This is a genomic window from Nostocoides sp., from assembly GCF_037045025.1.
In the GTDB taxonomy this organism is placed as follows: Bacteria; Actinomycetota; Actinomycetes; order Actinomycetales; family Dermatophilaceae; genus Nostocoides_A.
Genome location: NZ_JBAOHM010000005.1, coordinates 368,328 through 388,930, shown reverse-complemented (window position 1 = coordinate 388,930; position 20,603 = coordinate 368,328). Strand labels below are relative to the sequence as shown.

22 protein-coding genes and 2 pseudogenes are annotated in these 20,603 nt (G+C 67.9%); 17 read left to right on the top strand and 7 right to left on the bottom strand.

Going from position 1 to position 20,603, the window contains the following annotated elements:
* Positions 1–160: 160 nt before the first annotated feature.
* The 3 genes from V9G19_RS04310 to V9G19_RS04300 form a co-directional block, all read right to left on the bottom strand.
* Positions 161–1,414 (bottom strand): IS256 family transposase, encoded by a 1,254-nt coding sequence (locus V9G19_RS04310; protein WP_462284240.1) that lies wholly within the window; start codon positions 1,412–1,414, stop codon positions 161–163.
* Between the two features lie 108 nt (positions 1,415–1,522).
* Complete coding sequence (locus V9G19_RS04305) at positions 1,523–1,891, bottom strand: GNAT family N-acetyltransferase (RefSeq protein ID WP_462284296.1); 369 nt, start codon at positions 1,889–1,891, stop codon at positions 1,523–1,525.
* A gap of 109 nt (positions 1,892–2,000) precedes the next feature.
* Positions 2,001–3,473, bottom strand: a complete 1,473-nt coding sequence (locus V9G19_RS04300; RefSeq protein ID WP_462284239.1) for an IS1380 family transposase — start codon at positions 3,471–3,473, stop codon at positions 2,001–2,003.
* Between the two features lie 298 nt (positions 3,474–3,771).
* Between V9G19_RS04300 and V9G19_RS04295 the strand changes: the two genes are divergently transcribed.
* The 10 genes from V9G19_RS04295 (at position 3,772) to istB (ending at position 11,021) form a co-directional block, all read left to right on the top strand.
* Positions 3,772–4,002 (top strand): hypothetical protein, encoded by a 231-nt coding sequence (locus V9G19_RS04295; protein WP_462284238.1) that lies wholly within the window; start codon positions 3,772–3,774, stop codon positions 4,000–4,002.
* Positions 4,003–4,006: 4 nt separating this feature from the next.
* The gene (locus V9G19_RS04290; RefSeq protein WP_462284237.1) at positions 4,007–4,234 is read left to right on the top strand and encodes a hypothetical protein; all 228 of its coding nucleotides are present in this window, start codon (positions 4,007–4,009) and stop codon (positions 4,232–4,234) included.
* A gap of 64 nt (positions 4,235–4,298) precedes the next feature.
* The gene (locus V9G19_RS04285) at positions 4,299–4,784 is read left to right on the top strand and encodes an MT-A70 family methyltransferase (RefSeq protein WP_462284295.1); all 486 of its coding nucleotides are present in this window, start codon (positions 4,299–4,301) and stop codon (positions 4,782–4,784) included.
* Positions 4,771–4,968: a hypothetical protein gene (locus tag V9G19_RS04280; RefSeq protein WP_462284236.1), complete on the top strand. Its 198-nt coding sequence runs from the start codon at positions 4,771–4,773 to the stop codon at positions 4,966–4,968. The genes V9G19_RS04285 and V9G19_RS04280 overlap by 14 nt, the downstream gene beginning before the upstream one ends.
* 33 nt (positions 4,969–5,001) lie before the next feature.
* Complete coding sequence (locus V9G19_RS04275) at positions 5,002–5,451, top strand: hypothetical protein (RefSeq protein WP_462284235.1); 450 nt, start codon at positions 5,002–5,004, stop codon at positions 5,449–5,451.
* Positions 5,448–7,595, top strand: coding sequence for a type IV secretory system conjugative DNA transfer family protein (locus V9G19_RS04270; RefSeq protein ID WP_462284234.1), 2,148 nt, complete (start codon positions 5,448–5,450; stop codon positions 7,593–7,595). The genes V9G19_RS04275 and V9G19_RS04270 overlap by 4 nt, the downstream gene beginning before the upstream one ends.
* 31 nt (positions 7,596–7,626) lie before the next feature.
* A complete protein-coding gene (locus V9G19_RS04265) occupies positions 7,627–8,205 on the top strand; it encodes an ISAs1 family transposase (protein ID WP_462284233.1) in 579 nt (192 codons plus the stop codon).
* Positions 8,187–8,555: a hypothetical protein gene (locus V9G19_RS04260; protein WP_462284232.1), complete on the top strand. Its 369-nt coding sequence runs from the start codon at positions 8,187–8,189 to the stop codon at positions 8,553–8,555. The genes V9G19_RS04265 and V9G19_RS04260 overlap by 19 nt, the downstream gene beginning before the upstream one ends.
* Before the next feature lie 74 nt (positions 8,556–8,629).
* Positions 8,630–10,204 carry an IS21 family transposase gene (gene istA, locus V9G19_RS04255; protein ID WP_462284231.1) on the top strand — a complete coding sequence of 525 codons (1,575 nt, stop codon included), beginning with the start codon at positions 8,630–8,632 and terminating at the stop codon, positions 10,202–10,204.
* A 19-nt stretch (positions 10,205–10,223) separates the two neighbouring features.
* Positions 10,224–11,021 (top strand): IS21-like element helper ATPase IstB, encoded by a 798-nt coding sequence (istB, locus tag V9G19_RS04250; protein WP_462283542.1) that lies wholly within the window; start codon positions 10,224–10,226, stop codon positions 11,019–11,021.
* A 64-nt stretch (positions 11,022–11,085) separates the two neighbouring features.
* Here istB and V9G19_RS04245 read toward each other — a convergent pair whose 3' ends face one another.
* Complete coding sequence (locus V9G19_RS04245) at positions 11,086–11,484, bottom strand: transposase family protein (RefSeq protein ID WP_462284230.1); 399 nt, start codon at positions 11,482–11,484, stop codon at positions 11,086–11,088.
* 76 nt (positions 11,485–11,560) lie between these two features.
* Here V9G19_RS04245 and V9G19_RS04240 point away from each other — a divergent pair, with 76 nt between their 5' ends.
* Complete coding sequence (locus V9G19_RS04240; protein ID WP_462284229.1) at positions 11,561–11,824, top strand: integrase core domain-containing protein; 264 nt, start codon at positions 11,561–11,563, stop codon at positions 11,822–11,824.
* 9 nt (positions 11,825–11,833) lie between these two features.
* On the opposite strand, the gene V9G19_RS04235 is transcribed toward V9G19_RS04240, so the two are convergent.
* Entirely contained in the window at positions 11,834–12,097 is a 264-nt protein-coding gene (locus V9G19_RS04235; protein WP_462284228.1) for a hypothetical protein, read from the bottom strand.
* An 827-nt stretch (positions 12,098–12,924) separates the two neighbouring features.
* Here V9G19_RS04235 and V9G19_RS04230 point away from each other — a divergent pair.
* Positions 12,925–13,083, top strand: a pseudogene (locus V9G19_RS04230) (type II toxin-antitoxin system Phd/YefM family antitoxin); the annotation flags it as partial.
* 1 nt (position 13,084) lies between these two features.
* Positions 13,085–13,397, top strand: a pseudogene (locus V9G19_RS04225) (Txe/YoeB family addiction module toxin).
* A 20-nt stretch (positions 13,398–13,417) separates the two neighbouring features.
* Here V9G19_RS04225 and V9G19_RS04220 read toward each other — a convergent pair.
* The gene (locus V9G19_RS04220) at positions 13,418–13,927 is read right to left on the bottom strand and encodes a LytR C-terminal domain-containing protein (protein WP_462284227.1); all 510 of its coding nucleotides are present in this window, start codon (positions 13,925–13,927) and stop codon (positions 13,418–13,420) included.
* Between the two features lie 126 nt (positions 13,928–14,053).
* Between V9G19_RS04220 and V9G19_RS04215 the strand changes: the two genes are divergently transcribed.
* From V9G19_RS04215 to V9G19_RS04205, 3 genes are all read left to right on the top strand, one after another.
* The gene (locus tag V9G19_RS04215) at positions 14,054–15,745 is read left to right on the top strand and encodes a helicase HerA-like domain-containing protein (protein ID WP_462284226.1); all 1,692 of its coding nucleotides are present in this window, start codon (positions 14,054–14,056) and stop codon (positions 15,743–15,745) included.
* Between the two features lie 100 nt (positions 15,746–15,845).
* A complete protein-coding gene (locus V9G19_RS04210; RefSeq protein ID WP_462284225.1) occupies positions 15,846–16,214 on the top strand; it encodes a YciI family protein in 369 nt (122 codons plus the stop codon).
* Positions 16,215–16,227: 13 nt separating this feature from the next.
* Complete coding sequence (locus V9G19_RS04205) at positions 16,228–17,466, top strand: RNA polymerase sigma factor (protein ID WP_462284224.1); 1,239 nt, start codon at positions 16,228–16,230, stop codon at positions 17,464–17,466.
* Positions 17,467–17,477: 11 nt separating this feature from the next.
* Here the strand turns inward: V9G19_RS04205 and V9G19_RS04200 are convergent, their stop codons facing one another.
* Positions 17,478–18,398, bottom strand: coding sequence for an AEC family transporter (locus tag V9G19_RS04200; RefSeq protein WP_462284223.1), 921 nt, complete (start codon positions 18,396–18,398; stop codon positions 17,478–17,480).
* Between the two features lie 45 nt (positions 18,399–18,443).
* Between V9G19_RS04200 and V9G19_RS04195 the strand changes: the two genes are divergently transcribed.
* The gene (locus V9G19_RS04195; RefSeq protein ID WP_462284222.1) at positions 18,444–20,570 is read left to right on the top strand and encodes an SMP-30/gluconolactonase/LRE family protein; all 2,127 of its coding nucleotides are present in this window, start codon (positions 18,444–18,446) and stop codon (positions 20,568–20,570) included.
* Positions 20,571–20,603 lie beyond the last annotated feature (33 nt).

The following is a 20,603-nucleotide window of genomic DNA, read 5'->3' as shown; positions in this document are numbered from 1 at the left end:
GGCGCGGGGCGCGCAGGCCCGTGCGCTGCCGAATTCGTTCTTTCGGCGGGTGGTTGCGAGAGGTCGGTGCGCTCGACCCGGAGTCGGTAGCTGGTGTCGAAGTAGGTCAAGTCCTGATGCGTGGTGTTTGAAGGTTTTTCATCCTTCGGGCGTGTCGGGGTTACGCGGTGATCGCGGTGAGTGGGTTCTGGGCGGGGGTTTCCTCCTTGGGGGTGAGGGCTTTGCGGCATTGGGCGAGGAGTTCGAGGCCGAGGTAGCGGCGTTGTTCGGTCCACTCGTCGTGTTGTTCGGCTAGGACCGCGCCGACCAGCCGGATCAGGGCGTCGCGGTTGGGGAAGATCCCGACCACATCGGTCCTCCTGCGGATTTCCCGGTTAAGCCGCTCCTGGGGGTTGTTCGACCAGATCTGCTTCCAGGCGCCTTTGGGGAAGACGGTGAAGGCCAGGATGTCGGCGCGGGCGTCGTCGAGGTGCGCGGCGACCGCGGGCAGTTTCTCGGTCAGGGTCTCGACGATCCGGTCGAACTGGGCGTGCACGCTTGCAGCGTCGGGCTGGTCATACACGCTGTGCAGCAACGCTTTCACCCACGGCCAACTGTTCTTCGGAGTCACCGCCATCAAGTTCGCCGCGTAGTGAGTACGACAACGCTGCCACGCCGTCCCGGGCAGCGTCGCGCCGATGGCCTCGACCAGCCCGGCGTGGGCATCGGAGGTGACCAGACCGACCGGGCCAGCGCTGGTCAGGCCGCGGGCGACCAGATCCCGGAAGAACGCGAGCCAGCCGGCGCCGGTCTCGGCCGTGGACGCCTGGACACCAAGGATCTCCCGGTAGCCCTCGGCGTTGACGCCGGTGGCGAGCATGGTCGCGATCTTGACCACGCGCCCGCCCTCGCGGACCTTGATCGTCAACGCGTCCGCGGCGACAAAGGTGTACGGGCCAGCGTCCAGTGGGCGGGTCCGGAACGCCTCGACCTGACCGTCGAGATCCTTGGCCATCTCACTGACCGTGGACTTCGATAGGCCGGTGATCCCGAGCGCTTGGACCAGCCGGTCCATCCGCCGGGTCGAGACCCCCAGCAGGTAGCAGGTCGCGACCACGCTGGTCAGCGCCTTCTCCGCCCGCGAATGCCGGGTCAACAACCAGTCCGGGAAGAAGGTGCCTTCCCGCAACTTCGGGATCGCCACATCGATGGTGCCGACCCGGGTGTCGAGATCACGGTGGCGGTAGCCGTTACGACGATTCGACCGTTCCGGGACCCGGGAGCGGTACTCCGCCCCGCACACCGCATCGGCCTGCGCGGACAGGATCGTGTGGATGAACGTGGACAACATCTCCCGCATCAAGTCCGGGCTCGCCTGCGCGAGCTGTTCGTCCAAGAAACGGGCAGGGTCGATACTGGGCAATGCGACGGTCATCGGGACCATCCTTTCGAGAGTGCTGTGATGGGTTCACTCGAAGGATGCCCGGTGGCCGTCGTGTCTCCCGGGAAGGACACGAACAACCACCGGCCTCGTACACCAACGTTACGGACTCAACTGTCGAAAGTGCCGAGTCCATTCGAACTTCCACGGGTAGCGTCCGGCGCCGAGGTCGAACTCGTCGACGTCATCATTGGTGAGGATGTGGTCGAGGATGTCGTATTGGAGCACCTTCCCAAGGCGGTAGTCCCGGAAGTCGGGATCGTAACAACTGGTCCACGACAACAGGTTTCGTCGATGGCGGAAGGCAGATCGGGCCGCGATGAGCGTCCCACGTGATTCGTAACAGTAGGTAGCGACCAGGTCGGGCGCGTTGAAGAGGCTTTCGTAGTGGCCCATGCGCAGCGGGTCCTCTGACCCGGATCCGCGAGTAGCTGGCGTGTGGGTTGGGCGGCCAGTGAACGGCGGATAGATTTTGTGTTGTGGCAGTGTGTTTTTGGGTGCGGGCAGCGCGGATGGCCCGGTGGCGCTCGGGTGGGCGGGTCTTCGGGGTCCTGGGTCGTCGGGACGGGGGATTCGCGGGCTAGGCCGCGGTGGGTAAGGCCCGGATCCGGGCCAGGACGGTGGGCAGGAGTTGCTGTCCGGGTGGCAGCCGCAGGATCAGCTGGCGGCCGTGGCGGACTATGCGGGCTGGGACGCAGAGCAGTTCGTGGCGTAGGCGGGCGCCGTGGGCGCGGTGACGCTGGTCGATCCCGGTCAGGGCTTGCAGCAGAACGGAGATGTTCCCGGCGAGCAGGGCGGCCCACATCCACACCGTGTTGATGGCGTGGTCGCCCGACGGCAGATGCCGCAGCGCGGCCCCGAGTTTGGCTTCCCGGATCCGGTCCTCAATGTCGGTGCGGCGCCGGAACCAGGACTCGACCTGCGTGATCGAGGCAACCGGCGGCGCGCCAGCCTCGGCCGGCTCGGTGGGCTCGGTGGGGTGGTCGTTGGCGGGGATATTGGTGACGATGAAGGAGACCGCGTGGGCGTGACTGGCCGCGCCCTCCAAGGCGAGGGTGAGTTGGTTCGTCTCGATGGTGCGCCGGCGCCGTGAGCGGGGGTCGTCGGAGATGTCCTCGGCCTCGATGCGGACCCGGCGCACGATGGTGTACGTGTGCGGCGGCCACCCCTGCGGGGCGTAGTCGACCGCGGCGACCTGCGCGCCGGGCATCCCCTCCGCCGCACCCCAGGCGTCCTCGGGGATGGCGGCGTAGGCGCGCCACATCGCGGTGTTCCGTTTCGCGGCGATGGCGAAGTCACACCCGGCCGCCACCGCGGCGTGGGCCAGGTCGGCGGTGAAGTAGCCGGCATCCGCGCGCACCCGCAACCGATCCCAGTCGGCCGCGGCCGAGCGGATGTCCTCGGGGATCCCGGCCAGGAGCCGGCGCAGCAGGTCAGCGGCCCGGGGCCTCACATCCTCATTCCCCGCGAGCAACTCCGCGGCCAGGGTCAACCCGGCCTCGGCCCAGGTCCCCAGATGCGGACGGCCCGCGCGCTGACCGTGATAGTTGTAGGCCACGCCCTGCTTCGTCGGCCCGTACACCTCCACATCGGTGGAATCCAAGTCCACCGTCACCGCCGCCGCCAACACCGCCCGGCGGGACGCCGGCAACAACCCGACCGCATGACCGGTCAGGTCCGCGACCGCACCCTCCAGGCCGGCCAGCTGCGCCGGCCCGAACCGGCGGGCCAACCCCGCCGCCGTGGTCGAGGCCAACACCGGCACCGCCGACAACGCGGACCCGGCCACATCCTGGCGCTGCCGGTCCAACGCGGCCAGCACATCCCCGCCGAGCAACTGGCACTGCGCCAGCGACACCAGCACCTGCCCGCCCGTCGCGCCCCGCTCCCGCTCCTTGATCGCACCGATCCCCCGGTCCAGGCGCCCGACCAGATCCAGTTTCTCGATGAACTCCGCGAGCGCTGCCACCCCCGAGGTCCCGGTCAACGACGGATCCGGCGCGCCGATCCGCACCCGCTTCCGCACCCGGCCACGACCACGTACTCTCTTCATCGACAAGGTGCTTCTCCTCGCTGGACGATCGAAGGCTTCGTAACCCCGATTCTCCCAGTAGGACAAGCACCTTCGTCACATCACACGCCGCACCCCACCACTACTCGCGGATCCGGGTCTGACCTGCGTCTTTAGCGTCGTATTCATCGCCTTCGCTGTTCTCACCGCACCCTGCGCGGAGTGAACCGACCTTGTCTCAGGAGTCTCGATGTCCACCTCGCTTACCCCCCACACCCCATCCCTCCTCCCCGCCGCTCGCACCACCCGAACGCTCGCGCGTCTGTCGCATGAGACGGGCGTGTCCGTCGCGGTCGCTCAGTCCAAGGCCGAGGTCGAGGCCGCCAAGATCGATGGTGTCGCCACGGTCGCGGCCAAGGCAATGCAGGATGTCGCGCTGCTGAGCCAGATGGAGCAGTCGCTGGCTCAGGCGGTGCCGCACGCCTCCGGGCGGTTGGCCACCATCGCCGACCTTGCCGCCATCTCCATGGCCGGAATCGTTGCCGATTCGGCTCGCCGGATCGGCCGGTGAGGTCATGGCCGAGTTCCTGACCGTGCTGGCCATCATCCTGTCCCTGCTGCTCATCGTGGCGGCCTGTGTCATCTGGCCGGTTGTCGAAGCAGTGCGTGAGCGTCAAAGAGTGGAGCAGGAAGTCCGCTTCGCCGAGTGGCGGATGCGCCACGTCGCTCAGGCCGCGATGCAGCACCTGCTCGATGAGTCCCGAGGCGGTCGTGGCGGGTTCCCGTCGGGCGGATCGTCATGACCGAGCTGGCCTCCTCTGGAGGCTTGTCGGCTGAGGCCGCTCGCTTCGGCACCATTCTGGCCGCATTCTGGCCGACCCGCCGTGGGACATCGCACAGTTGGGTAGCCGTGGTGCCGAACAACACTATCCCCTCATGCCAGTCGAGAAGATTTCTGCTCTGCCCGTGGCTCGTCTGGCGGCCGCATCCTGCCACCTGTGGCTTTGGGTGACGAACGCCAGCTTGTTCGCGGGGCGCTCGGTAATGGAAGCGTGGGGCTTCACGTACCGCTCGACCTTGACGTGGATCAAGCCCCGGCTGGGCTTGGGTGGGTATTTGCGGAATCAGACCGAGCATCTGCTGCTCGGCACCAAGGGGACGGCTCCCATTCGGTTCCGGGGACAAGGTTCATGGTTCTACGCCCCGCAACAGGAGCACAGCCACAAGCCAGAGGAGCAGTTCGCCATCATCGAACGATGCTCACCCGGACCGTACCTTGAGCTGTTCGCTCGGAGGCGTCGGCCGAACTGGGCTGTGTGGGGTAATGAGGTTGAGCCTGATGTCACGCTATGAGCCAACCTCGTTGCTGGACAAGCTGCTTGGCGCAGCCATCACCCTGCTGCTGGCCGCACTGGCCCTGAACTGGGCAGTGGGCCTTCTGCTGGAGGTATGGAAGCCGCTCGTGGCCATCGTCAGTGTCATCCTCGCTGGGACCGTTGCCTTCATGGTGTGGCGGGTCCGGCGGGGCGGGTGGTAGCCCCGCTTCGTTGTCGGATCGACCACGACAGGCGTGTTCATGCACATGCCGAAATCGCGCGAATCCGCTTGGGGTAGGGCTGTTCCGGTCGTTGTTGTGGAATGGACAAACCACATTGACGCCACATTGACCGATGCGTTTATGCATCGCATACTCACTGGCATCATCACGATGCGTTTCTGCATCACTAACCATCCGCACAGGAGAAAGGAGGGCATTGCTATGTCCAGAACACGACGAACCAAAAGAATCGGGAGGGGTGATGCCCAGCGAATCACGGTCCGGGGTGTCCGCCGCGACCCGCTTGACTACCGGAAGCTATCGCGAGCCATTCTCATGCTCGCCCAAGCTCAAGCCGAGGCGGATGCCAAGGCCGAAGCTGAAGTGGTCGCGCAAGCCAACGGTGTCACGCGTGACGGCAAGCATCCCCGCGGCGCGGAGGCCAGCTCAAGCAATACGCAGCCGGAAGGCGGCTCGGTATGACTGCCCTGTTTGCGTCCCCGGTGCTGGTGTGGCGCCAGATCCACTTGCAGCGTCCAGTGGACCCGGAAGCCTGCCTTGGGCTGTTGCGCCGTTTGGCCAGTGACGAACGCTCCCCGCTCGTCGTGTTCGAAGCCCGCGCGAACGCTGGTGTCATCACATATCTCGTCGGGACGCCGGCTACCAGCTTGGCTGAGGTCATTGCCGCGCTGAAGGGACTGGTGCCCGGCACGACGCTCACGCCCCTGATCGAGCAACGGGCGCCGTCGCTGACTGCTCGGCAGGTGAAAGCCTCCACGCGTCACCGTCCGCTCCGCATGGATGACCTGACGTTGTCCACCCGGGCGCTGCTGGGCGCCTTGTCAGCCGCTGGTCGTGATGAACACCTCGTCTTGCAGGTCGTGCTCGGGCCACGGCGCATCCCGCTGGCGGTGCCGACTCAGAGCCCATCCTCGGCGGTGGCTCCGTGGTACGAGGTGGCCTGGCACGGCAACGGCCAAACGATCGACAGTGAGAAGCGCACGGCCCTACGCGCCAAGGTAGCTGACCACGGCTTCGCCTGCGCGGTCCGGGTCGGCGTTGTCGCTGGTAGCCCCGACCGCCGCAAGACGCTGCTTCTCGGGTTGCTGGCTGCTCTGCGCACGACTGAAGCCGCCGGGGTGCAGCTGCGGCACACGCCCATGAACCCGGGTCATGTCCAAACCGCTCGGCGGCCGCTGCTGCGCTGGCCGCTGCGTTTGAACGCCGGCGAAGTCCTCGCACTGCTGGCGTGGCCACTCGGGGACAGCGACCTGCCCGGACAGCCAGCCCTGCACCCGCAGCGTCTGCCGCCGGCTCCGGGTACGACGGAACGCGGTCGGGTCGTCGCGCTGAGCACTTCTCCCGGCTGCGACGCCGCGCTCAGTGTCAGTGCTTCCAATGCACTGCATCACACGCACGTCATCGGCCCAACTGGTGTCGGCAAGTCCGTCCTGTTGGGACGGCTCATTGAACAGGACATCGCGGATGGGCGGGGTGTCGTCGTCATCGAACCGAAAGGCGACCTCGTCGACGACGTGCTGGCACACATTCCCCAATCCCGCCGTGGCGACATCGTCGTGCTCGACCCGAGCGACCCGGCACCCGTCGGGTTGAACCCGCTCGCCCTGTCGGGGCGGCGACCGGAACTGGTGGCCGACGCGGTGCTGTCCGTGTTCAAAGCCCTGTATGCCGATTCATGGGGACCACGCACCCAAGACATCCTGCACGCCTGTCTGCTGACCCTCGCGAAGCGGAAGGACGCCTCGCTCGTCATGCTTCCTCTCCTGCTGACAAACGCCGGGTTCCGCCGGTCACTCACCCAGACGGTGACCGACCCGATCGCGCTGCAGCCGTTCTGGGAGTGGTACGAGTCCCTGAGCGAGGGAGAACGCAACGCCGCGATCGCTCCCGTCATGAACAAGCTGCGTCCGTGGCTGCTCAACTCCAGCCTCCGAGCCGTGCTCGGGCAACGGGAACCGGCATTCACAGTGCGAGATGTCTTCACGCAGCGTCGGGTGCTGCTGGTGCCTTTGCGAAGTGGGGTCATCGGCAAAGAAGCCGCCATGCTGCTCGGCTCGCTCGTCGTTGCCACGCTCTGGCAAACCGTGCAGTCACGCACCGCCGTTGACCCTGCGAAGCGGCATCCGGTCATGGTGTACATCGACGAGGTGCAGGACTACCTGCACCTACCCACGGACCTCGGTGATGCTTTGGCGCAGGCCCGGGGACTGGGTGTCGGGTTCACCCTCGCGCATCAGTTCCTCGGCCAACTCACCCCCGCCATGCGCGCAGCGGTGCTCAGCAATGCCCGCTCCCGGGTCTGCTTTCAGCTGTCCCACGAAGACGCCGTCGTCATGAGCAAAGGACACCCGGAACTGGGATCCGATGACTTCACCGCTCTCGGGCAATACGAGATCTACGCCAGCCTCAGACCTCCTCAAGTAGGTGAGTGTCCGGTCCGTGAGCAGGGCGTTTTCCGTGTCTCGTCTTATCGGAAATCAGATAAGATGTGCGGTAGGGTGTGGGGGTGGATCAAGGGGCGTTGGCGGGGATGCCGCAGCCGGGTGGGTTGTGCGTGCAGGAGTGCGACGGCGTTGTTACCTGCTGACCGGCTTCGATCCCTGTGACCTGCGCGGATGCGTGATCACCGTGGATGCGATGCACACCCAAGACGACACCGCCGCGACCATCCTCGACGCGGGCGCGGACTACGTGTTCACTGTCAAAGCCAACCGCCCCACGCTCCTGAGCGCGTTGAAGAAGCTGCCCTGGAACAAGGTCCCCGTCGGCTCGCGGACGACCCAACTCGGTCACGGCCGTCGTGCGACCCGGACCATCAAGGTCATCGACCTACCGATGCTGCCGGACTGGCCCGAGTTCGTCGGTGTCGCCCAGGTCGCGCAACTACGCAGGACCGTCACCAAGAACGGGAAGAAGTCCGTGGAGGTGGTCTACCTCATCACCTCCGCCAGCCATCACGACGCACAACCGGCCACCCTGGCCGCGTGGGTGCAGGGCCATTGGGGAATCGAGAACCGCGTCCATTGGGTGCGTGATGCCACCTTCGACGAGGACCGCTCCCAGGTCCGCACCGGCGTCTTGCCCCGCATCATGGCCAGCCTTCGGAACACCGCGATCAGCATCCTGAGGCTGACCGGCCGCTCCAACATCGCAGCCGCGACCAGGCATCACTCACGCAACCCAGAACGAGCCATCACATGCGCGCTGACCTGGTGAGATACGACCTTTCCGGGACCCTGAAGGGTGCGGTCGCGGACCTGACCGGTCATGCGGTGGCCTTGTTGCCGGCGTCCCGCCGGGCGGTGCTGGCCGCCGCGGTGACGGTGGACTTGGATTCCACCGATGTGGAGGTGTACGGGCCGACGAAGCAGGGTGTGGCCTACAACTATCACGGTCAGCGGGCGGGCCGTCCGCATCTGGGGACCTGGGCCGAGGCCGGGTTGACCCTGGCCGCGGAGTTGTTAGCCGGGAATGAGGATGTCCGACCTGAGTTTGGCAGCCTGATTTGGCCCCACTGTGACGGCTTGAACTGGCCCCACCTGTGTGTCTGTGTGGGGGTGTCGTGACGGTCTGATTTGGCCCCAACCCGGGTTGGCTCGATGTGACAGGTGTCGTCGAGTCGAAAGCGGGGCGCGGGGTCGTGTGGAGGTCGAGGGTGGAGTTGTTCGAGCAGATCCGCCGGGATAGGCGGCTGGATGAGTCGATCTCGATCCGGGGGCTCGCGGATCGGTATGGGGTCCATCGCCGTACGGTCCGGGCGGCGTTGGCGGATCCTGTTCCGCCGCAACGGAAATTGGCGGAGCGTCGGGCTCCGGTGCTGGATGGGGCGCGGGAGTTGATCGACGCGATGTTGACCGCGGACCTGACCGCGCCGCGGAAGCAGCGGCACACCGCGGTCCGGGTCCGGGACCGGCTGGTGACCGAGCACGGGCTGGTGATCTCGTATTCCACGGTCCGTGATTATGTCCGCGTGGCGCGGCCGCGGATCGCCGCGGAGGCCGGCCGCAGTCTGGATGAGGTGTTCGTGCCGCAGTGGCACGAACCGGGCGCGGAGGCCGAGGTCGACTTCGCTGATTTGTGGGTTGACTGCCAGGGGCAGCGGGTCAAGTGGTATTTGTTCACGTTCCGGATGTCGTACTCGGGCAAAGCGGTTCACCGGGTGTACCAGTCCGCGTCGCAGGAGTCTTTCCTGGCTGGGCATGTTGCCGCGTTCACCGAGCTCGGTGGGGTCCCGGTGGGCGCGATCCGGTATGACAATCTCTCGGCCGCGGTGAAGAAGATCTGCCAGGGCCGCTCGAGGGTCGAAACCGACCGGTGGACGATCTTCCGCTCCTACTACGGCTTCGACGCCTTCTACTGCCGTCCTGGCCGCGACGGCGCCCACGAGAAGGGCGGTGTCGAGGGTGAGGGCGGCCGGTTCCGCCGTACCCATCTGGTCCCGGTCCCGGCGGTGACCAGTGTCGGGGAGCTGAACGCGTTGTTGGCCGGGTACGACACCGCCGACGATGCCCGGCGGGTCGGATCGCGCACCAGCACAGTGGGGTTCGACTTCGCCCACGAGAAGCCGCTGCTGCGGCCGCTGCCGGCTGAACCGTATGAGGTCGCGACCACGTTGACCCCGCGGGTTGATCGACACGCCCGGGTCAGCGTGCGGCAGGTCTCCTACTCCGTCCCGGCCCGGCTGGTCGGGCGGCGCGTGCGGGTGGTCCTCGACGACGAGCACGTGAGTGTCTATGACGGGCAAGCCCTGGTCGCGGTCCATGCCCGCTCCACCAATCGCGGCTCCCAGGTGCTGGTGCTCGATCACTACCTCGATGTGCTGGCCCGTAAACCCGGGGCGCTGCCCGGCGCGTTGGCGCTGGCCCAGGCCCGCACCTCCGGGGTGTTCACTTCCACCCATGACGCCTGGTGGGACGCGGCCCGCCGCGCCCACCCCGACGACGACGCGGCCGCGACCCGCTCCATGATCGAGGTGCTCCTGCTGCACCGGAACCTCCCGGCTGCGGCCGTGCTGGCCGGGATCCAGGCCGCCCTGGCCATCGGGGCCACCAATCCCGATGTCGTGGCCGTCCAAGCCCGCCACGCCGCCACCGCCCCGGACAGCGGGATCGTCATCCCCCTCCCCGCCCGGATCGAGCCCGACCCGCGCCCGGTACCCGACCTGACCGCCTACGACACCCTGCTCAACCCCGCCACCACCACCGAAACACACTGAGACAGAAAGAAGAATCCTCATACCAGCACGAACTGCCACCCACGCCCGCGGCACCAGCAGCATCGGCGGCGGCGACGCCGCCGCGATCGCCGCCGTCGCCATCGCCGCCCGCACCCTGGGCCTGCCCACCGTGCGCGACGACCTCGACGAACACCTCGCCACCGCCGAACGGGAACACCTCTCCTACGCCGGATTCCTCGCCGACCTCCTCAGCGCCGAATGCGACGACCGCGCCACCCGACGGCAAGCCCGCCGCGTCCGCGAAGCCGGGTTCCCGAGACCGAAACGGTTGGAACAGTTCAACTTCGACGCCAACCCCGCGATCAACCCCGCGACCATCAACACCCTCGCCGCCGGCGAATGGATCACCACCGGATCCCCGCTATGCCTGATCGGGGACTCCGGCACCGGGAAAACCCACCTGCTCATCGGGCTCGGCACCGCCGCCGCCGAACAAGGCCACCGGGTCCGCTACGTGCTGGCCTCGAAACTGGTCAACGAACTCGCCGAAGCCGCCAGCGAGCACCAACTCGCGAAAACCATCGCCCGCTACGGCCGGCTCGACCTGCTCTGTATTGACGAACTCGGCTACCTCAGCCTCGACCGCCACGGCGCCGAACTCCTCTTCCAAGTACTCACCGAACGCGAGGAAAAGGCCTCCATCGCCATCGCCGCGAACGAGCCATTCTCCTCCTGGACAACAACATTCACCGACCCGCGCCTCTGTGCCGCGATCGTCGATCGCCTCACCTTCAACGGCCACATCATCCAAACCGGCACCACCAGCTACCGACTCGCCCACACCCGCAAGAACTAAGACAGAACCACCAGCCTGGGGCCAGTTCAAGCCGCCACAGTGGGGCCAGCCCAGGTTGACATACTCACCTCTCAGCGGTGCGGGCGCCGCGGAGGGTCTTGCCGTCGATCGCGATCACTCTCCTGCCGCCGATCTGACGCACTTGGCACCAGGCGTAGACCGCCAACGCGACGTCGAGTGCGGCGGCGTCGAGACGGGCGAAGAGCTTGCGTAGCGTGGACTCCACCGGTGCCTTGCCGAGCCCGAGCCGACCGAGTTGCACGGTGTCGAGGTCGGCGGCGAACTCACCGATCGCGGCGAACGACTTCGCGCCCGCCAGGACCGCGGACACCGCGACCGCGAGCATTCCGACGAGTGGGAAGCGAACACCTCGCGGGTCGCGAGGATCAGGGACGCGGGCAAGGACAGTGAGCAGATCGGCGCGTACATCGGCGTTCGCGTCGACCATTGGGGACGATGGCATCGACGGGTGGGGCTCTCGGGCTGGAGTGGCTGTGTAGTAACTCCAATCCAAGCCCCACGAGCCCCATCCGTCACACGTGCCACGCCGTCACCCGGCCACGGTTTTCCCAGGTCACAGGCCCATCGACCGACCTTTCCGGAGCCCTGCCGAGTCCACCAATGGGGCGATCAAGGTCGAGTTAGTCAACCGGGAGAAGTGGCCGACCCGGAAATCAGCGTCCGCGGCTATTGCGGCGTACATCGAAATCTACTATAATCATCAAAGGATCCACTCCGGACTGGGATACCAGACCCCGCGGGAAATGTTGGACGGGTACCAAAACCACCGGCCAGCAGCCTGAGAACCAAAGTCACCGACTCCGAAAACAGTCCGGCACCCCAGTGGCGGCGACCTGGACGTTGACACCGGTGGTGTGGTGTTTGCCGGAGTAGAGGTCGGGGATGTCGGCCCAGGACCAGCACGGGAGCAGAGTTCCGTCGATGATCAGCACGACCTCGGGGTCGAGGTCGTCCGCGACCGGGATCCAGTCGGCGGTGGCGTCGGCCAGCACCGGGGTCATCGCGGCGATCGTCCGCGAGATCGTGGGCTGGGAGGTGGAATACCGGTCGGCCAAGTCGTCTTGGGTGCTGTTTCGCCCGCAAATAGGTCAGGGTGATGAGGATCGACTTCCGCAGTCCCAGCGACGGCGGATAGGCCAGCGAATATCCCGCGTTCTGCAGGTCGCGGATCAGGACGACCAGACGGTCGATCTGGGTCGTGGTGAAACCGGTGGTAGAATACATTCGCGACAGTCCGATCTGGAGGTTTGAGTGTGGAAACCCAACCTTCTCTTGGAGCGGGCTGTCGCTTTGTCAGGCGCTCCGATCAGAATGTCGCGATTGTATTACATTCCCCCACCGTGAATAAGCCTCAAGGTTCGCGTCCCGAACTCTTTTGGTGATCAACTCATGCGTCTCGACAAGTTGGACGGCATAGGCCCAGCCCGGTACGTAGAACCTCACCAACTCACAGAACTCAACGGATTCAGTCAGTCGAGGGCTGTGGCCATGACCTCCTACCCTGCGCGCGTCAACTTCAGGCTTCGCTCACAGGGCTGGAAACTCTCGGGGCCGCCGGCCGGTGCGAAGTACGCCGCAACAGCCGTGGCTGTCATGGGCTTGCGTCGCTGGACAGCGAGTCCGCATCAGCGCGTGATGTCCCGCGGAGGCATGGCTCCGCTGCCGAGGGGATCTCCGTTTCGGTTTCGGCTGTTGGTGTTGCCGCAAAGTCGGGTCCCGACCTGATACGAGCACGAGACGTCAGGTTCACTCAGGACAGCGCGAGGGCGACTTTCAAGGACGGCCGGTCAGTCTTCGACCTGGCAGATGAGATGTCAGCCGCCGGGGGCGCGCCGAGGAGCATGCCGCCGATCCGGAGAGGTCGTCATTCACGCGGGCTGGACACGAGCCGGTCGTCATCCTCTCCCTTGCCGACTACGAGTCCCTGCGGGAAACGGCATACTTGATGCGCTCGCCCGCCCACGCGCGGCGGCTGCTCGATGCGATGGAGCGGCTCGAGGCCGGCCAGGGGCAACTCCACGATCGCGTCGAAACCGACTGACGTGCTTCTCGTCTGGGGACGAGAACGCATGGGAGGACGACCTCTGGTGGCAGGCCCAGGATCGCCGAGTACTCAAGCGCATCAACGTCCTGCTCGCGGATATCGTCCGAAGCGGGACTGACGGGACCGGCAAGCCCGAGGCGCTCAAGCATGACGTTGCGGGGTACTGGTCACGTCGCATCACCCACGAGCACCACCTCGTCCGCAAGCTCGCGGACGGCCAGATCCGGATCGCCGCCTGTCGCTACCACTACGGACAGCCGCGCGGGAGTTCCGCTGCCTCACGGATGAGGATGGCGACCACGCTGCGCTGACCGGATCCCACACCACGCGATCACTCGTCTTTGCTCGGCGCGCAGGTGGGGGCCGGTTTGAGTTCGACGAAGGCATTGCCGATGACCAGGTCGACGGTGGCGGACTTGCGCTTGTCGAGCTTGCGCTTCGAGCCCGAGACCAGGTGGGCAATCGTCAGCGACTCCTTGTTGCCGTTCTTGCCAAAACGCACCTCGGCGGCGCCGGTGATCGTGCGCTTCAGCGGGTCGTTGGTGACCTTGCCGAGGACGAAACCGCGCCGCTTGAGTTCCGCGGCGACGTCGGCGGCCAGGCCGGCGCGCGCTGTCGCGTTGTAGACGTTGACCGTGACATCGGCCGGCGCGGCCTCCTTGCTGTTGGCGGCGACCGTGCACGGGGTCGGCGCGGCCGATGCCTTGCCGTCCTCGTTGCGGATGTAGTGGACCGCCTGGTAGAACGCGATGGCCAAGAACGCCAAGATCACCACAAAGGTCAGGCCCGCGCGGATCCGGCGCCAGCGCGTGCTCGCGCCGGCGGTGATGGGGCTGGCCATCGTGTGGTCGGTCTCCTTTGCTCCGCGCCCGCTGGTCGTGACGAATAGTCAAGCATGCGCTCACCCGCCAGGGCGCGGACGACAGGCTCGACTCACCGCGCACGCACGCGAGATACATTGACGTGCGTGACCGAGACACCCTCCCAGACACCGCCCGCGGGCGCGACCGATGCCGGGGCGGGTGCCCCTGCCTCGATAGACGCTGCTGCGGCCGATTCGGTTGCCGCCGCCGCGGATGCTCCCGCGGAGAACTCGGCCGCCGACAACCCGCTGACCGCCACGATTCGCGACGGCTATGCGTTCACCGGGCCGGCCATCCAGTTCGGCGCCGCGGTCGTCGACAATGTCGTCTACCCTGATGCGCCGGTGCGCATCCCGCTCGCCGTCATGAACCGGCACGGCCTGGTCGCCGGCGCCACCGGCACCGGCAAGACCAAGACGCTGCAGCTGATGGCCGAGCAGCTCTCCGGCAACGGGGTGCCGGTCTTCCTCGCCGACATCAAGGGCGACCTGTCCGGCCTGGCCACCGCCGGCGCGAGCAACCCCAAGATCGCCGAGCGCTCGGCGTCGATCGGGCAGGAGTGGGTCGGCACGGCATACCCAAGCGAGTTTTTATCTCTCGGCGGCCAGGGCGACGGCATCCCGATCCGCGCGACGATCACCGCCTTCGGCCCGACGCTGCTGTCAAAAGTCCTCGGGCTCAACGAGACCCAGGAGTCCAGCCTCGGCCTCGTTTTCCACTATGCCGACAAGAACGGCCTGGCCCTGCTCGACCTGAAGGACCTGCGCGCGGTCATCTCCTTCCTCAACTCCGACGAGGGCAAACCCGAGCTGAAGGATCTCGGCGGCCTGTCCAAGGCGACGGCCGGGGTGATCCTGCGCGAGCTGATCGCCTTCGAGGACCAAGGCGCCGACATCTTCTTCGGCGAGCCCGAGTTCGACACTCGCGACCTCATCCGCACCGCCGCCGATGGCAAGGGGCTGATCACCTGCCTCGAGCTGCCCGCCGTGCAGGACCGGCCGGCGCTGTTCTCGACCTTTTTGATGTGGCTGCTCGCCGACCTCTTCCACGATCTGCCCGAGGTGGGCGACCTCGACAAACCCAAACTCGTGTTCTTCTTCGACGAGGCCCACCTGCTCTTCGCCGACGCCTCCACGGCCTTCCAGGAAGCCATCGAGCAGACCGTGCGGCTGATCCGCTCCAAGGGCGTCGGCGTCTTCTTCGTCACCCAGTCACCGAAGGACGTCCCCCGCGACGTGCTCGCCCAGCTCGGCAACCGGGTCCAGCACGCGCTGCGCGCCTTCACCCCCGAGGACGCCAAGGCGCTCAAGGCGGCCGTCTCGACCTACCCGCACACCAAATACGACCTGCAAAAGCTGCTCACTGAACTCGGCACCGGCCAGGCCGTCATCACCGTGCTGTCGGAGAAGGGCGCCCCGACCCCGGTCGCCTGGACGATGATGCGCGCCCCGCAGTCGCTGATGGCGCCCTCCGACCCGGCGCTCGTCAAACAGACCATCGCCGCCTCCCCGATGGCGAGCAAGTATGCCGCGGTCGCCGACCGCGAATCGGCATACGAGATCCTGCAGAAGCGACTGCAGCAGGCGCCGGCCCCCCAGGACGCGCCCGCCCCGCAGGACGCTCCGGCGCCCACGCCCAAGCCGGCGCCGCGCGCGGCCGCCGACAAGGACGACCCGGGCCTGGTCGAGAGCGTCGTCAAGTCGAGCGCGTTCAAGTCGATGCTGCGCTCGGCCGGGACCGTCATCGGCCGCGAGATCACCCGCTCGATTTTTGGCACCGCCCGCCGCAAGCGCTGAGCCGCGACGATTCCTCGGCCGCCGCTGTCGAATCCTCCCGCGCGCCATTCGACTACGGGTGAGCGGCCCCGCCGGGGACGCCAGAGAAGGAGCCACCACCATGCCGAAATACCTCTTCCTCATCAGCGAGGCCGAGGCCCCGTATGCCGCGCCCGACCCCGACGCCACCCTCTTTGCCGAGGTTATGGCCATGCATGACGAGTTCTCGGCCGCGGTCACGGAGGCCGGCGCCGAGATCCTCGGCGGCGAGGCGCTGCAGCCGTCCGCGACCGCGACCTATCTGCGCGGCACCCGCACCGACGCGGTCACCGCGATCGACAACCCCACCCCCGACCTGAAGGAGGTTTTCGGCGGCTACTACGTCATCGAGGCCGCCGACGACGCCCAGGCCCTCGAGCTGGCCAAGCTGTGCCCGGCGCCGCACGGCTACATCGAGATCCGCCCGGTCTGGGAATTCGACCAGGGCTGACGGACCGGGACCAATGCCCGACGAGGCCGCGGCTGCGGCGGAGCAGGCCCACCGCCGCAGCTGGGGCCGGTTGCTCGCCGGGACCCTGCGCGCCACCGGCGATCTCGCGCTCGCCGAGGAGGCTTGCGCCGACGCCTTCGAACTCGCGCTGCAGCAGTGGCCGCGCGATGGCGTGCCGCGCTCGGTGGAAGCCTGGCTGCTCACCGTCGCCCGCCGCCGCGCCGTCGACCTGGTCCGGCGGGCGGCGACCGGCCGGGCCAAGCTCGCCCTGCTCGCCGCCGAGGTGCCCGCGGCCGGGTACCTGCCCGAGAGCGATCTCTTCGCCGACGACGACGTCCGGCTGCTCGCCTTGTGCTGCCACCCCGGCCTGGCGCCGGAGGCCCAGCTGGCCCTCACCCTGCGGCTGGCCTGCGGCGTGCCGACCGCCGCCATCGCCGCCGCCTTCCTGGTCAGCCCGGCCACGATGGCCGCCCGGCTGACCCGCGCCAAGGCCCGGCTGCGGCCCGGCGACCTCGCCCTGCCCGACGACGTCGTCCTGGAGGAGCGGATGCCGGCCATCCGCGCGGCGGTGCGGCTGGCCTATGGCCTCGGGCACACCGCCGGACACGGCGTTGCGCTGCGCGGCAATGCCCTCGCCGGGTATGCCGTGCGCCTGGCCCACACCCTCTATCTGCACCGCCTCGGCGACCAGGAGTGCGCCGGGCTGTTCGCGCTGCTGCTGCTGACCGAGGCCCGCGCCCCCACCCGGGTCGACGCCGCCGACCGCCAGACCCTGCTGCCCGACGCCGACCGCACCGCCTGGGACCGGGCGCTGCTCGCCGAAGCCGCGACCGTGCTCGCCGGGCTCGACCCGCCCTCGCCGAGTTCCGGGCCGCTCGCGCTGGAGGCGCGGATCGGCGCCGAGCACAGCTTCGCCAGCTCGTATGCCGCCACGAACTGGCTCGCCGTCATCGCCCTGTATGACCTGTGGCTGGCTCGCGAGCCGAGCCCCGTGGTTGCGCTCGGCCGCTGCCTCGCCGTCGCCGAGATCGCCGGCCCGCACGCGGGCCTCGCCGACCTGGAGGAGGTGCTGGCGATCGCCGGCCCCGCCCTGGAGCGCTACCCCTATGCGCACGCCGGGCGGGCGCGGCTGCTCGGGCTGTTGGAGCGGCATACGGACGCGGCGGCGGCCTGGGAGCGGGCCGCCGCCTGCGCGCGGACCGACGCCGAGCGCGACTATTTCGTCGGGCGGGCCGCGGGCGAGCGGGGGTGAAGGGCAGAGGCTCAGCCGAGCGCCGCCGCGATCAGCACGGTGATCGGCAGGCAGGCGATGGTGGTGACCAGGATCGTGTCCCGGGCCAGGGCCTCGGCCCGCTGATAACGGGTCGCGTGGGTGAAGATGTTCTGCGCAGTCGGCAGCGCCGAGGTGACGGTGACGGCGAGCGGAGCGGCACCGGACATGCCGAGCGCGAAGCGCGCCACGGCATACGCGATCAGGGGTTGGACCAGCGACTTGAGCGCGGCGGTGTAGGCAAGCTCGGCCAGGGACGCGCCGCCGAAGCGCGGGCCAAGGCGCAGCGAGATGCCGAAGGCGAGCAGCATCGCCGGGATCGCGAGCCCGCCGATCAACGCGATCGGCGCGGCGATCGGCCGCGGCAGCGTCGTGTCGGTGAGCGAGAGGATGAGCCCGGCCAGCGTGCCCAGGGTCAGCGGGTTGGTGACCGGGCGCCGCAGGACCTGCCGCCAGGCCAGGCCGCCGCCGGAGCGGTCGACGTCGAGCAGGGTCAGCCCGAGCGGCTGCAGGATCAGCAACTGCAGCAAGAGTGTGGGCGCGACCAGGGCCGCATCGCCGAGGACATAGGTCGCGATCGGGATACCGAGATTACCCGCGTTGACGTAGGACGCGGCAAAGGTGCCGATCACCGTCTCGCCGAGCCCGCGCCGCCAGATCAGGTGAGCGGCAACGGCATACGCGAGGGCCGGGACGGCCACGCCTGCCACGGTGGCCACAAGATTGAGCGATAGCATGCCGTGGATGTCGGTGCGGGACATGACGGTGACCATCAACGCGGGGCCACCGACGTGAAAGGCGACATGAGCGAGAACTCGTTGAACGCTCATGTCGAGTACGCGCCAGTGCGCGAGCGCAGCACCGACGGCGATGACCAGGGCGATGGTGGCGAATCCGTCCAGCACCCCGGTCACGCCGGCCAGCCTGGCAGGTCGCCACGCCGAGAGAGAGGACGTCTCATGTCACCCCGCCGCAAGCTGCCGGCACTCGCTCTGACTGGCGCACTGGCGCTGGCCGCCGGGAGCGCCGCGACGGCTGGTCCGGGTCTGGCCGCGGCGGATCCGAGCCCGAGCAGCTATCTGCCCACGCGGATCATCGCCGGCCCGTCCTTTCCGGCGATCTCGGCGTGGGGGATCGCGCACAATCCGGTCAGCGACGAGATCCTCGTCGGCGACTACCTCACCAGCCAGGTGCGGCGCTATACCCGTGATGGGCGCTACCTCGGCGACCTGGTCAACCCCGGCGACTCGATCGCCGGTGTCGCCTCGGCGCTGGCCGTCGACCCGCGCGACGGGGCGATCTATCTCGCGCTCACCGGGTCGGGCCGCGTCTATGACGTGGCCAAGTACGACAAGTCCGGGGTGTTCATGTATGGACTGGACATCCCGTTCGAGACGACCTGGCTGACCGTGGACAAGAACGGCTTCTTGTGGGTGCCGTCGGCCTTCCGCGGCGGGCGGGTGACCCGCTATCGCATCGACGACGCGGCGCGCTCGGCGACCGCGGTGCTGACGATCGCCAAGAAGGGCGACGGTCCGGGCCGTTTTGGGATGCTCACGGGGATCGCCACCGACGCCGCCAACAACGCCTATATCGTCGACACCGGGCACGACGTCGTGCACGTCTATTCGCCCAAGGGCGTGTGGAAGTTCGACTTCGGCGACGGGGTACTGAGCAGCGATATCCGAGGCATCGCGATCGAGCCCGGCACCGGGAATGTCTTTGTCGCGCAGTCCGGTTTGGGCACGATCGAAGGCTTCGACAAGACCGGCAAGCACCTGCGCACCTTCGCCGGGCCGGGCACCGGTCCGGGCAAGTTCGGCGACGGCGCCCGGCAGATCACGATCACCCCCGACGGCCAGCTGTATGCCGCGGACTACGGCCTCCAGCGCATCCAGCAGTTCACGACGGCCGGGGCGTTCGTGCGGCTCTTCCCCGACCCGCCGATGCCGATGGGCAAGGGCGGGCTGGCCCAGGCCCGGGGGCTGGCCATCGACCCGACCAACGCCAGCCTGGTCACCGTGGACGCCTGGGGTCAGCAGCTGCAGCGCTTCGGCGCCGACGGGACCCTGCTCGATGTCCAAGGCCGGCGCGGCTCGACCGCGCCGGAGGGGATGAACTACCCCAAGGGGGTGACCGTCGACACCAGGGGCACGACGTGGGTGGCCAACTACGAGGGCGCGCCCTACCTCGTCGGCTATTCGGCCGACTTCGACTCGGTCGTGCGGGTGATCAAGACCCCGCGGTTCATCAACGACGTCGAATACAACGCCGACGGATATCTGTATGCCGTCGAGCGCCACCCCGGCGCGCTGCGCGTCTATGACCCGGCGACCGGCAAGCAGGTGCGGTCGTGGACCTCGACGGTCGGCTGGCTGCGGGGCGTCGCCGTCGACGCCGAGTCGCACAATGTCTGGCTGACCAGCGACACCAAGAACGAGATGTATGTGCTGTCGCCGTCGGGCACGATCATCAAGACGATCCCGCTGACCGGGCTCGGCTGGGGCATCGCCATCCGCCGCGACAGCGTCTATGTCGCCAACACGACCGCCAACACCGTGCAGGTGTTCGACAAGAAGACCTATGCCGCACGCGGGACGATCGCCACCAAGGGCGCCCGCTTCGGCCAGGTCAATACGCCATCGGGGGTGGCCCTGGACTCCAGCGACAACCTCTATGTGATGGACATGATGAACGGGCGGGTGGACGTCTTTGCCCCGACCGCGCCGCCCGCGGCCGAAAGCGTCCCGCCCTCGATGTCGGTGTTCTCCGGCTCGGGTGTCGTCGATGGCCAGGTGCGCGTCGGCGGCTATGTGTCCGACGCCAGCGGCATCGCGACGATCGGGGTCCAGGTCCAGGACACGGTGACCGGGAAATACTTCAACGGCCTGCTCGGCACCTGGGTCGCCGCGCCCTATGTCAACGCCGGCATCTATTGGGGCAGCGACTCCGCGTCGGCCTGGCGTTATACGCTCCCGGCCACCCTCCCCGGCCGCGAGTATGCCGTCGCGGCGGTCGCCACCGACCGTCGCGGCAACACCTCCGCCACGGTGGCCAAGACCGTCGTGGTGCCGCTGACCAGCTAGGGGCGCCCGAGAGGTCGCGCAAAACGGCCCGAC

Excerpts from the sequence above, each read along its gene's own strand:
- V9G19_RS04310 (WP_462284240.1), bottom strand. The coding sequence starts at position 1,414 with ATGACCGTCGCATTGCCCAGTATCGACCCTGCCCGTTTCTTGGACGAA.
- V9G19_RS04300 (WP_462284239.1), bottom strand. The coding sequence starts at position 3,473 with ATGAAGAGAGTACGTGGTCGTGGCCGGGTGCGGAAGCGGGTGCGGATC.
- V9G19_RS04290 (WP_462284237.1), top strand. The coding sequence starts at position 4,007 with ATGGCCGAGTTCCTGACCGTGCTGGCCATCATCCTGTCCCTGCTGCTC.
- V9G19_RS04280 (WP_462284236.1), top strand. The coding sequence starts at position 4,771 with ATGTCACGCTATGAGCCAACCTCGTTGCTGGACAAGCTGCTTGGCGCA.
- V9G19_RS04270 (WP_462284234.1), top strand. The coding sequence starts at position 5,448 with ATGACTGCCCTGTTTGCGTCCCCGGTGCTGGTGTGGCGCCAGATCCAC.
- V9G19_RS04265 (WP_462284233.1), top strand. The coding sequence starts at position 7,627 with ATGCACACCCAAGACGACACCGCCGCGACCATCCTCGACGCGGGCGCG.
- V9G19_RS04260 (WP_462284232.1), top strand. The coding sequence starts at position 8,187 with ATGCGCGCTGACCTGGTGAGATACGACCTTTCCGGGACCCTGAAGGGT.
- V9G19_RS04245 (WP_462284230.1), bottom strand. The coding sequence starts at position 11,484 with ATGCCATCGTCCCCAATGGTCGACGCGAACGCCGATGTACGCGCCGAT.
- V9G19_RS04220 (WP_462284227.1), bottom strand. The coding sequence starts at position 13,927 with ATGGCCAGCCCCATCACCGCCGGCGCGAGCACGCGCTGGCGCCGGATC.
- V9G19_RS04210 (WP_462284225.1), top strand. The coding sequence starts at position 15,846 with ATGCCGAAATACCTCTTCCTCATCAGCGAGGCCGAGGCCCCGTATGCC.
- V9G19_RS04205 (WP_462284224.1), top strand. The coding sequence starts at position 16,228 with ATGCCCGACGAGGCCGCGGCTGCGGCGGAGCAGGCCCACCGCCGCAGC.
- V9G19_RS04195 (WP_462284222.1), top strand. The coding sequence starts at position 18,444 with ATGTCACCCCGCCGCAAGCTGCCGGCACTCGCTCTGACTGGCGCACTG.